Annotated in this window: 9 protein-coding genes; 4 read left to right on the forward strand and 5 right to left on the reverse strand. The window is 46.3% G+C overall.

The window, feature by feature from the left end; all coding sequences use genetic code 11:
* Window positions 1-4 precede the first annotated feature (4 nt).
* The 5 genes from MVI27_RS02680 to MVI27_RS02700 all read right to left on the reverse strand — a co-directional run bounded on the left by MVI27_RS02680 (window position 5) and on the right by MVI27_RS02700 (window position 8,685).
* Complete coding sequence (locus tag MVI27_RS02680; RefSeq protein ID WP_246959142.1) at window positions 5-2,362, reverse strand: GumC family protein; 2,358 nt, start codon at window positions 2,360-2,362, stop codon at window positions 5-7.
* Window positions 2,363-2,372: 10 nt separating this feature from the next.
* Window positions 2,373-3,188 carry a polysaccharide biosynthesis/export family protein gene (locus tag MVI27_RS02685; RefSeq protein WP_246959143.1) on the reverse strand — a complete coding sequence of 272 codons (816 nt, stop codon included), beginning with the start codon at window positions 3,186-3,188 and terminating at the stop codon, window positions 2,373-2,375.
* A 43-nt stretch (window positions 3,189-3,231) separates the two neighbouring features.
* Complete coding sequence (locus tag MVI27_RS02690) at window positions 3,232-5,172, reverse strand: polysaccharide biosynthesis protein (protein ID WP_246959144.1); 1,941 nt, start codon at window positions 5,170-5,172, stop codon at window positions 3,232-3,234.
* Between the two features lie 83 nt (window positions 5,173-5,255).
* Window positions 5,256-6,356: a DegT/DnrJ/EryC1/StrS family aminotransferase gene (locus MVI27_RS02695; RefSeq protein WP_281432063.1), complete on the reverse strand. Its 1,101-nt coding sequence runs from the start codon at window positions 6,354-6,356 to the stop codon at window positions 5,256-5,258.
* Window positions 6,357-6,720: 364 nt separating this feature from the next.
* Window positions 6,721-8,685: a hypothetical protein gene (locus MVI27_RS02700; RefSeq protein WP_246959146.1), complete on the reverse strand. Its 1,965-nt coding sequence runs from the start codon at window positions 8,683-8,685 to the stop codon at window positions 6,721-6,723.
* Window positions 8,686-8,859: 174 nt separating this feature from the next.
* Between MVI27_RS02700 and lplA the strand changes: the two genes are divergently transcribed.
* The 4 genes from lplA to MVI27_RS02720 all read left to right on the forward strand — a co-directional run bounded on the left by lplA (window position 8,860) and on the right by MVI27_RS02720 (window position 14,087).
* A complete protein-coding gene (gene lplA, locus MVI27_RS02705; RefSeq protein WP_246959147.1) occupies window positions 8,860-9,927 on the forward strand; it encodes a lipoate--protein ligase in 1,068 nt (355 codons plus the stop codon).
* A 1,710-nt stretch (window positions 9,928-11,637) separates the two neighbouring features.
* Complete coding sequence (locus MVI27_RS02710) at window positions 11,638-11,997, forward strand: hypothetical protein (RefSeq protein ID WP_246959148.1); 360 nt, start codon at window positions 11,638-11,640, stop codon at window positions 11,995-11,997.
* An 830-nt stretch (window positions 11,998-12,827) separates the two neighbouring features.
* A complete protein-coding gene (gene gntA, locus MVI27_RS02715) occupies window positions 12,828-13,493 on the forward strand; it encodes a guanitoxin biosynthesis heme-dependent pre-guanitoxin N-hydroxylase GntA (RefSeq protein ID WP_246959149.1) in 666 nt (221 codons plus the stop codon).
* Between the two features lie 6 nt (window positions 13,494-13,499).
* A complete protein-coding gene (locus MVI27_RS02720) occupies window positions 13,500-14,087 on the forward strand; it encodes a DUF1989 domain-containing protein (protein WP_246959150.1) in 588 nt (195 codons plus the stop codon).
* Window positions 14,088-14,814: the final 727 nt, after the last annotated feature.

The following is a 14,814-nucleotide window of genomic DNA, read 5'->3' on the forward strand; positions in this document are numbered from 1 at the left end:
TAAATTAAAATCGCTCCTTTAACCTTCCCCACCATCCTTTCTCTTCCGCGTGATATCCATACCCATACTTATTTCCATACCCGAAATACTCGCGTTTTACATCGTTTAAGACGAAACCGACATTATGAATACGATCTGTCTTGATTTGCTTATTCGCAAAATCAATCAGTTGCTTCTCCGTATGGCCCGAGCGCGTTACATACACCGTGGCTTCCGCCATATCTGCTAAAAGGAAGGTGTCCGTCACCAGCATCAGCGGCGCGGTATCAAGGATGATATAATCATACAACGGTTTCATTTCCTCAATCAGTTGTTCATAGCGTCCGTTAGACAATAGTTCTGTTGGATTCGGCGGGATCACGCCTGAATAAATGACGTCGCAGTTGGGATTAAACGGAGACTGGTGAATAATAGCTGCAGCCTGCATATCCGGGTCATACAAATATTCTGATAAACCCGCCAGCGATTTCGTAGAAGGCTGGTAGCGCTGCAGTTGCGGGTTCCGTATATCGGAGCCAATTATGAGCACCTTCTGCCGGGATGTGGCCAGCGTTAAAGCCATATTCACCGACACAAATGTTTTCCCTTCACCTTTAATCGTGGAAGTCACAAAAACAACCTTGCCTCTCTCCTTTTTAGGCAACATGAAATTCAGATTCGTTATAGCAATCCGGAACGCTTCTGCCATAGGCGACAAATCGTTGGTCTGGATGAGTTCCGGCTGGCCCGGTTGCAGACTGGGCAGTTCACCCAGAATAGAAACAGGAGAAAGCTTTTCCAGATCGTGCTTGGAGCGAATTTTATTATTAAGAAGCTCGCGCAGGTAAATAAATGCAAAAGGAATCAGCAGACCAATGATCAGCGCTGCTGCCGCAAATATTAATTTCTTCGGCGACACCGGTTTTTCAGAAGGATACGCCATATCAATGACCCGTGCTTTTGGAGAGGTAATGGCCAGGGAAATCGCTGCCTCTTCCCGCTTCTGTAAGAGCAGCAGATACAGATTTTCTTTAATCTGCTGTTGTCTTTCAATACTGCGGAACAGCTTTTCCTGCGCCGGTACTTTGGCAATTTTACTGTTAAAGACATTTTGCTCAGAAACCATTTGCGCGCGCGCAGCTTCCAGCGCCAACCGGTTCTTCGTCAGGTTATCCAGCACAGACGCCCGCAGCGCCGAAATCTGTTTGTTAAGGTCTGCGACCACCGGGTTTTCCGGTGTCGCGCTTTGCAATAAGGCATTTCGTTCCAACACTAGCTGGTTATAAGCAGTGATGCTTGCCGTGGACGTGGGATTGCTCAGGCCCACACTGGAAGGGAGGGTTTCATTACTGCCCAGACGCTTGGTGTAAGCAATTAAATCGTTCGTAAGTTGTAATTGAGTTTCAGACTCAATGGCTTCAGCACGGGCTTTGGCAGAACTTGTTAATGCGAGCTCTGCCTCTGTTCCAATATCAGTTATTTTGTTAGCAATTTTAAACTGTTCTTTTCTGCTCTCCACTTGGCCCAATTCTTCACCAATGATATTGATGCGTTCATCAATAAACTCTTTCGTTTTCTTAGACTCCGTATTTTTGTCGCTGATCGCATCTTCATTGTATGCCGCCACCAGCGTGTTTAAGATATCACGGCCCTTCTCAATATTTTCGTAATCAAGGGTAAACTCCACCACCGTCGCATCTTTATCTGTTAAGTCAACAGTAGTTTGCTTTTGAAAAGAGTTCACCGTTTTAAAAGTCGGGCTGTAATGCAGCGTAAGTTCATCAAACACTCCTTTTCCAACATACTCAGTATTTTTCCGCAGCATGATGTTCGCGTACGGTAGGCTGACGGTTTTATTATAGGTGGTTACAACAGGCTTCGGAAAATCTTCGGATATCAGTTCGATCTTGTCTCCTTTGATGTTTACCTGGATGGGCTGGATATTATCTGCTTTATATTCTTTTTCGCTGATGAGCTGAACAAGCAGCGGTGCCGCTTCTCCATAGAGTTCACGCGTACGCATTCCGTCCTTATGGGTGAGCTTTGTTTGCAGTCCGAGGCTGGTCACCACGTCATGCATCAGTTTTTTAGATTTCAGGACTTCCAGCTCATTCTCAATACTGTTGCTCCCCATACTGCCAAAACCGCCCAACTGCGAAAGCATCCCCATATCTGCGGAGGGTGCTTTTTTTGTGTCTTTAATAAGCGCGGTAGACGTAATCCGGTACTTCGGGGTGGTTGATTTCAGATACAATACCGCGAGGGCAAGAACTGCAATTACAGAAAGAACAAACCACCACCATCGGCGGAAGTATGGTTTTAAAAGTTCATTCAGATCAATTTCCTCAGCTACGGATGAGTCTGAGTTGGTTAAATCACTCATTAACTGCTAATTATTTTTTAAAGATAGTAATAAAGATCCCCGCCAAACCAATCAGTGTTCCGGCAATGGCAATGTAGGTTCCTGTATTAGGATTGAGCTTAGCTGTTCTTTCCTTGGTTTCATTCGCTGAAACATATAGAACATCACCCTGTTTTAAAAAGAAATAAGGGGAATTAATAAAGTCAGATTGCAACAGATCAATTCTGTGTTTCATCATCTGGCCATTTTCATTCCGGATCAGCAGCACATCGTTCCTTTTGCCATAGATGGTAAGATCCCCCGCCAGGCCCAGTACATTCAGGATCGTAGCCTGCGCGTCAGGCACAATGTATTGCCCGGGCATTTTCACTTCGCCGAGCACCGTAATTTTATAATTGGTTAAACGGATGTTAACCGAAGGCTCAATAACATATCTTTTCAGTTCTGCACGTAAATCATCCTGTAGTTGGGTAACTGTTTTGCCGGCAACCTGCACTTTTCTGATCACCGGAAAATCAATCTCACCGTGCTGATCAACGGTGTAAGTAGGTCCGCTTGTCAGCGTTTGATTCTGCGTAGGTGCATTTCCGCTGCCCTTGGAAAACTCTGAACTGGCTGAGGAATAATTTTGGTTAAAAGGTTTTACTACCTCCATGTTTTTAGCAGTTACCAAAATAACAAGCTGATCGCCAGTCTGCAAAACAGGAGTCTGGTAATTTGATGCATTTTCAATGGCCAGCTGTTCGATATCCTGCATATAATTGAGTTCACTCGTTTTAGTACGCGTTGTGCAGGAATTTAATAAAAAAAGAAAAATAACAATATAAACCGGAAAAATTCTGTTCATTACAGGAAAATAAAAGGAAGGTTTGCAAATATACAATTCTCCGTCACTTGTCCAAGACTTCGTAGATGGAATTGTTGCTTTTAAACTCGGGTACGATTTCTTTAAGGATTTGTACGACCTCCGTTTTCTCGCGGCGAAGCGCAGCCTTGATGATGCGCGTGCAGAATACATCAATGCTTTCAAAGGCCATATCGGGATCTTTGGAAATCAGGATTTTTTCGTGATGCGTGGGCAGCGTCGTTGCATCATCACTGAGCAGCTCTTCATACAGTTTTTCGCCGGGCCTCAGGCCGGTGTACACAATCTTAATATCAATATCAGGATCCAGGCCTGAGAGTTTAATCATACGCGTCGCCAGGTCCAGAATCTTAACCGGCTGGCCCATATCGAAGACAAAAATTTCACCGCCTTTCCCCATCGAGCCTGCCTGCAGCACCAGATCGCAGGCTTCCGGAATGGTCATGAAATACCGGACGATATCCGGGTGGGTAATGGTGACCGGGCCGCCCCTTTCAATCTGTTTGCGGAAGTGCGGAATCACCGAGCCATTGGAACCTAACACATTTCCAAAACGGGTGGTGATAAATTTGGTGCGGTTGTGCGCATCATTCTGCAGCGCCTGAACATACAGCTCAGCCGCACGCTTGGAGGCACCCATTACATTCGTGGGTTTCACGGCCTTATCGGTGGAAACCATCACAAAACGATCAACCCGGAACTGAGAAGCTAACAGTGCCAGATTTCGGCTGCCCAGGATATTCACTAAAATCGCTTCATGCGGATTCTCCTCAATCAACGGTACATGTTTGTACGCGGCCGCATGATACACAACTGAAAACTCATATTTGCGGAACAAAGGCTCGATCCGGTGGCGATTGGAAATATCACCTAGCACAAACTTGAAATTCAAATGCGGAAACAGAGCGCGCACTTCCATTTCAATTTCATACAGAGGTGTTTCCGCCTGATCCAAAACCACGATTAAAGCCGGGTCAAACTGCGCCACCTGACGCACGATTTCACTGCCGATCGAACCGGCACCACCTGTGATCAGGATGTTTTTTTGATGCAAATTATTGCGGACCTCGTGATTATCAACCACAATTGGCTTTCGGTTCAGCAGGTCTTCAATCTGCAGCTTTTTCAGCCTTCCGTCCTGATCATTGCTGCGGAGCTTTTGCACAGAGGGTGCTTTAAACACCTGCAAATCCTTTTCCAGGAAAAGCGTAACCCAATAATTGATTTCCTCCCGGGTCATCTGGTCCTTTATGATAAGAACACCATCAATATGCAGCTGCTCTTTTGAATGCGCTTCAATCTTCTCACGCGTGTAAATCTTTTTTCCCAACAGACTTGCACGTTTAGAATCCGCTCGCTGCGTTAAGAAACCGACAATATAATAGGGCAGGTTCGCATTGTCCATCACCGCTCGCGCCACCGCAACGGAGGGTTCTGCAATACCCAGTACTAATATGCGCTTTTTTTGACTGCTACGACGAAATTCCCGCACAAGATGAAAAAATTCCTTCACCGCGAGCCGGAACATAAATAATAACATGAAAGAACTTGCAAAAAACAGCGCTAAAAAGGGAACGGACATGTAAATCAGCCGCGTATCAGTGAAAACTAAATACAGAAAATTAAAAGCACCTACAGTGACAGTAGTAGAAAATGTTGCCAGGAAAAGTTTAAACAGATCAATAAAAGTAGAATGCCTGATGATACCTGCATACGTTCGGAAGATATACATATATACCAGTCCCGTCAGCATGATTACGAAGTGCATCTGCGCATTGTGTTCAAACACACGATGCGCTCCCAGTGCCAATTTTTCAATTAGATATCGGGAAAGCGAAATAGAAAGGGCCAGAAATAAAAGGTCGATCACCAATATGACCCATCGCGGTAGGTAACGAATATCGGTTAAATTCACCAGGTTATCTCCGCTGTAAATCCTGCGATGCAGTGTACGGTGTATTTTCATCTGACTCAATAGAAAAGGTGCTTTTTAAGGCTTGTGAAAAATAAATGCGCAATTGGGCAATTGGTCGCCCCGCCGGCCATTCCTTACCGCTCCAGTACTTTGCTGAGGGTTTCACTGATTCGGGTGCGGTCGTCATCGGTAAGGTTAGATCCCGATGGGAGACATAAACCTGTATTAAATAAATGTTCTGCAACATTTCCGCCGACATACAGTTCCTTTTTAAAAACAGGTTGTAAATGCATAGGTTTCCACAAGGGCCGTGTTTCAATGTTTTGTCTTTTAAACTTCTGCATCATTTCTTTGTGCGTTACCGGACTGTCAGGTCCCACTGTAATCGCACTTAACCAGTGGTTGGAGAAAAAATCATCGCTGGGCTCCGTATGGAGGCGTACAAAGGAATAACCCTTAAAAAGCTCCTCATAAAATGCATGGTTTGCCCGCCGTTGTGCAACCCGCTCATTGAGTACTTCCATCTGCCCCCGGCCGATACCGGCGCACACGTTACTCATACGATAATTGTAACCGATCTTGGTATGCTCGTAATGAGGTGCATCGTCTTTGGCCTGCGTCGAAAGAAATACTGCTTTCTTCTTATACTCTTCATGCTTCAGTGTTAAAGCACCTCCGCCCGAGGTCGTGATAATCTTGTTACCGTTAAAACTTAGAACCCCCAGGTCTCCGAAGGTACCGCACTTTTGGGTCTTGTATGTACTGCCAAGTGCTTCAGCACTGTCTTCAATAACCGGAATGCCATACCTGGCAGACAAATCAGCAATCGCTTCAACCTGGTACGGCATTCCGTATAAATCAACCGCGATAATAGCTTTGGGCTTTTTCCCTTTGGATATTCCCAGCTCGATCGCCTCTTCCACCGCTTGTGGACATAAATTCCAGGTATCTTTCTCGCTGTCCACAAAAATGGGATGTGCACCGATATACGCAATCGGGTTAGCGGAAGCAGAAAACGTCAGGCTCTGACAGATCACATAATCGCCTGGCTTTACGCCCAGTAAAACCAGCGCCAGGTGAATGGCAGCGGTGCCGGAGCTTAGCGCCGCCACATACACCTCGTCATTCAGAAACTGCTCCAGATCACGCTCCAGGCCGTTAACATTAGGCCCTAAGGGCGCAATCCAGTTTTCCGCAAAAGCTTGTTCAATATATTTCATTTCTCGTCCGCTCATATGAGGCGAGGATAACCAGACTTTTTCTTTAGTTAGAGAGGATGACATGCAGGCTTTATGCTTTGTTTAATAATTTACAATCATGAAGTAAGTGAGGGAAAGAGGTTACAGCAGGTACTAAAAGCAGTTAATAATAAACCTCTTCTGACCTGATCTTGACTCACTTCCGGGCATGCGCAAAATTACCACTTTTTTTTCTAAAACAACTGTTTAATTTGCTTTTGTACAATTTTGTACAGGTAATATCGATCACCTCCACCTATCGGACCCAAATCCATACAAATGATTGAAAATTAAAAGAAACAGCTTGCCCCTCAGGCAAGCTGTTTACATGCGTACGAATCGGCTTCCTCATTCGCTTAGCTTATCGGATTAATACTTTCTTCGACACCTGTTTTCCGTCCGCCTCGGTAAGCACCAGAATATAAACAGCCGGCAGCAGGCCTGCTGTAGACAGGAAAGAACTCCTGTCCGTTTTCTTTACCTGGATTCCGTTTATATTGTATAATACCGCATTTTGAGACTTCGTAAACCAGCGCAGTTCTCGCGCCTTAGCATCGTGATACGCTTTCAGTTCCTGCTGAGGCCCTGCTTCGCCGGTTCCCAGAACCGCAAAAGGCAAATCATAAAAGTCTACTGTATAAAAATAATTTCCGGTGGTGTACAGCAGCGCCAGCTGGTTCACCTGGCCCGCCTCATCGCTCAGGTGATTACTGCCCACCAGATTTCCTTTGTCGCCGTCCCCCTGAATTTCAAACAGAATATCGTCTGCATTGCGTGCAATCCGGAACTTATTAAAGGTCGCACCTTTGCTGGCATGTCGGGTGGCATAAGAAAACTCCCGCGCGGCGTCCGCCTGATACAAATGCGGATCAATAGCTTCCGTAAACAGCTGCGGCGTGAAACTGATGGCATCCGCCCCCAGTCGTAACGCCGTCTGGTCCAGGTAAGCTCCCTGCGCTGAATAGCGGTTGATATGGCCAAACATGTCGCCGTTGTTTTCTTCAATATCCGGCAGCGCTATCAGATAATCATACCCCTGCGCAGCCGGAATACGGTTAAGGTTCAAAGTGAGCAGCTGATCCTGATGTACTGCGTTGAAGGTATACGCCGTTTTCCATTCCGGAATATTGAACATACGGAGGGCACTCACGAAATCTCCTTCGCCAATATACAGCGCAACCTGGTCCTGCTGGCCGGGAAGTTCCTGCAACGGGGCACTGCCGACAATATCATCCTCCAATGAAAGAATGCGCTCCCCGGCTTCATTTCCTACAAAATAGTGATTCCAGGTTTTATCACCCATCAGGTCGAAATAGGAAATACTGTACATAAATTCCAGCGCGTCATCGGTATTAAAGGTGTGGTCGGTTACTTCATATTTGCCGTAATTGTAGAACATCCCAAATTCCGCCATTGGTAATGTATAAGGCTCTTCGGGATAGGCACTTGTAATATCAAGCAGTACTTTTTTCTGCAGATTCAGCTGCATATCATAAATGCCCACCACCAGATGGTTACCGGGATATACTTCAAAGGTATCATTATCCATGAAGACTTTTTCGTAATGCGCCAAAACCAGCGACGGCTGCCCCTTAACCGTCAGGAAATTAACCGGATTTCCTGCCATATAGTTAAGTAACTCGGTCGGTACCGTCATCGTTTCTTCAGTCTCGAAAGTTACCGTATCATAATTCGTTACAATCATTTCAGCGTCGGTATCGCTGAACACCATTAGTTTCGCAGCTTCACCGCCGACAACCACTTTTGCACTGGAACCATCGAGCATTCTGATGATTTCTCCGTTCTCATTGACCACAAAAATGCTGTGTACCTGATCTTCCGGTCCGCCGTTCCCGGTGAAATGGTGTACATAAAAAAGGAAATTCCGTACACCGTCTGTACCGGTATAATATTCATTTAAAAGAGAAAAACCATTGGCTGATTCAGGCAATGCAAAACTAAAGGCTTTGGTGACCTGCGCGTGGGCATCGAGCAGTTTCATGTCCACTTTGGCACCTGCGCCGTACTGATAATTGAGTTGGTAGCGGATTTTGCCTCCCACTTCTGCGGTCCCGGTTTCCCCCCAAAGCTGTGCATATAAACTACCTGAGGGTGCTACGGCACTTTTACCCGCCGCCGGCACATACCCGTTTTTGGACTCCGGTGCGCCATATACTTTTGCGCGGTTAAATTCCAGACTGCGTTTCGCATTTTTAAGAGTAACCGTCTTTTTCGCATTCAATGCCGACGAGAGTGGAATGGTGTTTTGCGCGGTGGCCGTAAAAAACAAAGCGGCTGTTAAAATCGTTGATAAGACTTTTTTCATAAATATATAATAAATTTGAGTTGCCCTAAAACTACAGGTTATCACGGACAGCCACCACAAAAGGTCTTGCAAAATTCATGAATTTCGCAAATCTTCAAATCATATTCATCTGATTTACTGATACATATTAATTCCAACCTGTTTCTGACCTAAGTGCCGGCATTAACGATTAAAATGGTCTGCTACATCAAAAGTCGCCCGCTGAACTTTGCAGCGACAGCCAGATCTTCCTTATCTTTGTTCAAAATTAAACTGCTGATGCTGCTGATCGATTCACCCTCCCACAACGCGTATTTTAATATTGCTTCAGAAGAATATTTGCTCAAACAATTCCCAACCGAGGATATTTTTCTGCTCTATGTGAATGCACCTTCTATTATTGTCGGGAAGTTTCAGAATACGCTGGCAGAAATCAACCTGGAGTATGTGGAAGCCAACGGTATTAAAGTCGTCCGGCGCATGTCGGGCGGCGGCACGGTGTATCACGACCTCGGCAACCTGAACTTTTCTTTCCACACCCTGCTGGGGCAGCACGACTTTATGGACTTCTCTGTCTTCACGAAACCGGTGCTGACCTTGCTCAACCGCCTGGGCGTTCCCGCCGTGCTGGAAGGGCGGAACGATTTGCTTGTGGAAGGTAAAAAATTCAGCGGCAATGCCAAGCTGGCGCGCCACGGCAAAATGATTCAGCACGGGACCATCCTGCTGGATTCCGAAATGCAGATTCTCGGCGAGGCACTGAAAGTCAATCCCTTAAAATACACCGATAAAGCCATTAAATCCAACCGGGCACGCGTCACCAACCTGAAGCCCTACCTTCCCGAAGGAACGACCACCGAAACGCTGAAACGTTTGCTGACGGAAGAAATACTGCGCACCAACCCGACCGCTGAGCGGTACGAATTTACGGCAGACGATCTGGCGGGCATTAAAGCTTTGCAAAAGGAGAAATACGAAACCTGGGACTGGAACTTCGGTTTTTCGCCGCAGTATAATTTTAAGAAAGCCATTAAAATTCCGGCCGGCTTCATCGAAGTGCATCTGGATGTGGTACACGGTCTCATCGACAAAGCGCGGATCTTCGGTGACTTCTTTGCCTCGGAACCGATTGAAGATCTGGAAGCAAAACTGATCGGGCAGAAACATGAGGTTGCGGCGTTGCGTGATTTATTTGCTACATTGGACCTGACCCAATACTTCGGAAAGGTGCAGGCGGAGGAGGTGCTGGAGGGGTTTAGGTAGCTGTGACACGGATTCCACGAATATACGCGGATCAGGCTGCATTACATATCGCACACAGATTTCACAGATGTACACAGATTACCCGCATCTTGTATCTTGCACCTCGCACCTCGCACCCTGCACCTCGCAACGTATCGCACAGATGCCACAGATATACACAGATTATCTGCATCCCACACCTTGCGCCTCGTAACCTAGCGCACAGATTCTACAGATGCACACGTATCAGCCTGTCAGGCATCCCGCACCTGGCGCCGCTCAATCCCTCAAACCACCAATAAGCCCCGGACTCAGGAAACGGAGGCGATTAAAAATTTTAAATAAGTATCCGTTTAAAAATTCATCTGTTCGAGTGGCGGCAGAAACTTACCATCGAAGGGAAATTTTTATTTCCGCCCGAGTTCATGAATTTTAGGATACGTTTTAAAATTTCAGCCGAGTTTCCAGTCCTTGATTTTTTGGTCCGTTTGCATCAAGGCAAAAGGACGTAATAGAAGCACACAGATTCTACAGATGCACACGGATCATGCTGCATTAGATATCGCGTACAGATTTCACATATCATCCTGTTTCTGCGTCATACATCAATAATTAGCGATTTAATAGGTAGATAGCTTATATAAATACAAGTTCTATATGGAATATCCGCACCTGGACATAGGAAACGGAGGCGATTAAAAATTGGAAATTATTTTCGTTAAGAAATTTACCTGTTTGAGTGGTGGCAAAAACTTAGCATCGAAGACAAACTTTTATTTCCACCCGAAACCCAACGAAGTGGTTCGGCGACCAGCGGGAGTCAAACCTAACGAAGTGGTTCGGCGACCAGCGGGAGTCAAACCTAACGAAGTGGTTCGACGACCAGCGGGAGTCAAACCTAACGAAGTGGTTCGACGACCAGCGGGAGTCAAACCCAACGAAGTGGTTCGGCGACCAGCGGGAGTCAAACCCAACGAAGTGGTTCGGCGACCAGCGGGAGTCAAACCCAACGAAGTGGTTCGACGACCAGCGGGAGTCAAACCTAACGAAGTGGTTCGACGAACGAAGAGAGTCAATTCGGTAAATTTTAGAAAATAATTTTCAATTTCAGCCGAGTTTCCAGTCCTTGAAATCGAAGATATTCCTATAAAAATATTATAATCGGAGAGTCATTTTTTTGGTCCGTTTACTCATTACTTTTCATTGTTTATTTGTATTCGTGATATGCTTCGCAATTGCATCAAGGCAAACCCGCCTTAGCGGGTTCGCTGATTCCTTTAAAAATAAATAAAATGATGAAGCAAAAGGACACAATAGAAGCGCACAGATTCTACAGATGCACACGGATCAGCCTGTCAGGCATCCCGCACCTGGCACCACTCAATCCCTCAAACCACCAATAAGCCTCGGACTCAGGAAACGGAGGCGATTAAAAATTTTAAATAAGTATCCGTTTAAAAATTCATCTGTTCGAGTGGCGGCAGAAACTTACCATCGAAAGGAAATTTTTATTTCCGCCCGAAACCCCACGAAGTGGTTCGACGACCAGCGGGAGTCAGTTCATGAATTTTAGGATACGTTTTAAAATTTCAGCCGAGTTTCCAGTCCTTGATTTTTTGGTCCGTTTACTCATTCCTTTTAATTGTTTATTTGTATTCGTGATATGCTCCGCAATTGCATCAAGGCAAACCCGCCTTAGCGTGTTCGCTGATTCCTTTAAAAATAAATAAAATGATGAAGCAAAAGGACACAATAGAAGCGCACAGATTCTACAGATGCACACGGATCAGCCTGTTCAGGCATCCCGCACCTGGCACCACTCAATCCCTCAAACCACCAATAAGCCCCGGACTCAGGAAACGGAGGCGGTTAAAAATTGGGAATTATTTTCGTAAAGAAATTTACCTGTTTGAGTGGTGGCAAAAACTTAGCATCGAAGGGAAATTTTTATTTCCGCCCGAGTTCATGAATTTTAGGATACGTTTTAAAATTTCAGCCGAGTTTCCAGTCCTTGATTTTTTGGTCCGTTTGCATCAAGGCAAACCCGCCTTAGTGGGTTCGCTGATTCCTTTAAAAAAAACAAAAAGATGAAGCAAAAGGACACAATAGAAGCGCACAGATTCTACAGATGCACACGGATCAGCCTGTTCAGGCATCCCGCACCTGGCACCACTCAATCCCTCAAACCACCAATAAGCCTCGGACTCAGGAAACGGAGGCGATTAAAAATTTTAAATAAGCATCCGTTTAAAAATTCATCTATTCGAGTGGCGGCAGAAACTTACCATCGAAGACAAATTTTTATTTCCGCCCGAAACCCAACGAAGTGGTTCGGCGACCAGCGGGAGTCAAACCCAACGAAGTGGTTCGACGACCAACGGGAGTCAAACCCAACGAAGTGGTTCGACGACCAACGGGAGTCAAACCCAACGAAGTGGTTCGACGAACGAAGAGAGTCAATTCGGTAAATTTTAGAAAATAATTTTCAATTTCAGCCGAGTTTCCAGTCCTTGAAATCGAAGATATTCCTATAAAATATTAAAATCGGAGAGTCACTTTTTGGTCCGTTTACTCATTCCTTTTCATTGTTTATTCGCATTCGTGATATGCTCCGCAATTGCATCAAGGCAAACCCGCCTTAGCGGGTTCGCTGATTCCTTTAAAAAAAACAAAAAGATGAAGCAAAAGGACATAATAGTAACGCACGTAGATTCCACAGATGCACACGGATCAGCCTGTTCAGGCATCCCGCACCCTGCACCACTCAATTACTCAATCACCCCCGACTACTTATCTCTGTCTTCAGACTCCTGAGCTTGCACCTTGCAGCCTGCACATCCTCTACTCCTAACTCCTAACTCCTCCACTCCCCATTCTGGTACCATCCTTGCATCCTACCCGCTAACCCTTATAAAATATCTATGAATACCATATCGATTCCCACACAACAACAACTCGAAGAACAGTACCGGAAATTTATCCTGGAGCGCGAACATCCGTGTATTATGGCGAAGTCTGTCATTAAAATGAACCACCACAGTCTGCATGCGTACGGCGGTATGCATGACCCGGCTGCGCTGAAAAAACTGCTCGCAGATCTGGAAGCCTATCTGCAATCCTATGACCGCAACAGCCATAAGTTCCAGTCTTTTCTCGCTTCCTTTCCGGCCGAAAGTTTTGACAGTGAAATTGATTTTGAAAAGAATTTATGGCAAACCCTGCAGCAGCTGCATGAACTCGATGACCAGCCCTGGGATCCGGCAGTGAGCAGCGATCCGGAGTCTGCAGATTTCAGCTTTAGTTTGAAAGGTACTGCTTTCTATGTGGTGGGCATGCATCCGAAAAGTTCACGCCTTGCGCGTCGGGCTCCGTATCCGACTTTGGTCTTTAACCTCCACGGACAATTTGAGAAGCTGCGCGGTATGGGGACTTATGAAACGGTGCGCGATACCATTCGAAAGAATGACGAGGCGCTGCAGGGAAGCATTAACCCCGTCCTACAGGATTTCGGCGAGGAATCGGAGACGCGCCAATACAGCGGCCGCCACGTGGAAGCCGCCTGGAAATGCCCTTTTCATCATAAATAAAAATACATGAACGAAAGAATTGAAAAACAATCCGCCAAAGCCTTTTACCTGAAAAAAGGCCAGATCCTGACCGTGACTGATCCGGAAGGCGGACAGGTCTCGGATATGGTCCTGTTCAACAGTCAGGACCTTAAAGAAAAAATATCCTCGGGAAAAACGCTGGATTTTGAGGAAAGCATTTTGCTGACCACCGGAAATTACCTTTGGAGCAACCGCTCCCAGAAAATGGCCAAAATCATCGCAGACACCAATGGACGCAATGATTTCCTGCTGGCGCCCTGCAGTAAGGAAACTTTTGAAATTATGTACAATTATGAAGGTTACCATCCCAGCTGCCTGGAAAACCTGGCACGCAACCTGCAGCCCAAGGGCATTGCCCAGGATGACATTCCGAATGCCTTTAATATTTTCATGAATGTTCAGTTTGATGCCGCCGGAAAAATATCGGTTTTGCCCCCGACCTCGAAGGCGGGAGATTATGTACAGTTTGAAGCCCTGATGGATTTGCTGGTCTGCCTCACCGCCTGCTCGGCCGAGGACAGCAATGGCGGTACCTTTAAGCCGATTGAATATTCAGTGGCTGATTCTGTTTGATAAGAAAAGTCTTTAAAAAAACAAACCTTCACGGACACAAACCTTGAAGGTTTTTTTTGCATTGTCCACAGATAAACAACTGAACAACGCCACACTACGTAACTCCCTTACTGCGCCATCTCATAACTTCTTTCGGCACACAGATTTCATCGATTTACACAGATATTGCCGCGCCATAACTAAAATCCTGAGCAACTTAACGACTTTACGAATAAACAGATAAACAAATAAACGACTAAACACCTAATTAGCTCCACACTTCAGCACTTCGTCACCTCATCACTTCTTACTGCACCCTGCATCCTTTATCGTCTCATCACCTCCCAGCTCCTCCACTCCTTCATTCACCACCATCGATCCCGCAACCCGCAACCACCAATTACCCACCACCCACCACCGACCACTGGCCACTCCTTGCAACCCGCAACCCGCAACCACCAATTACCCACCACCACCGACCACTGGCCACTCCTTGCACCCCGCAACCCGCAACTCGCAACTCACCACTCAACCACTCAACCACTCACCACTCCTCTCCTCTGACCACCCACCACCCACCACCCACCACCCACCACCCACCACCCACCACCGACCACTGGCCACTCCTTGCAACCCGCAACCCGCAACCCGCAACCCGCACCTTGCACCCCGCACCCCGCATCACTCAATCACCCCCTACTCCCCTACCCGGACCAATCACCGCCGACCACCCATCACTGACCACCGA

The sequence above is a fragment of the Chryseobacterium salipaludis genome (genome assembly GCF_022968825.1).
GTDB classification, from domain to species: Bacteria; Bacteroidota; Bacteroidia; order Flavobacteriales; family Weeksellaceae; genus Kaistella; species Kaistella salipaludis.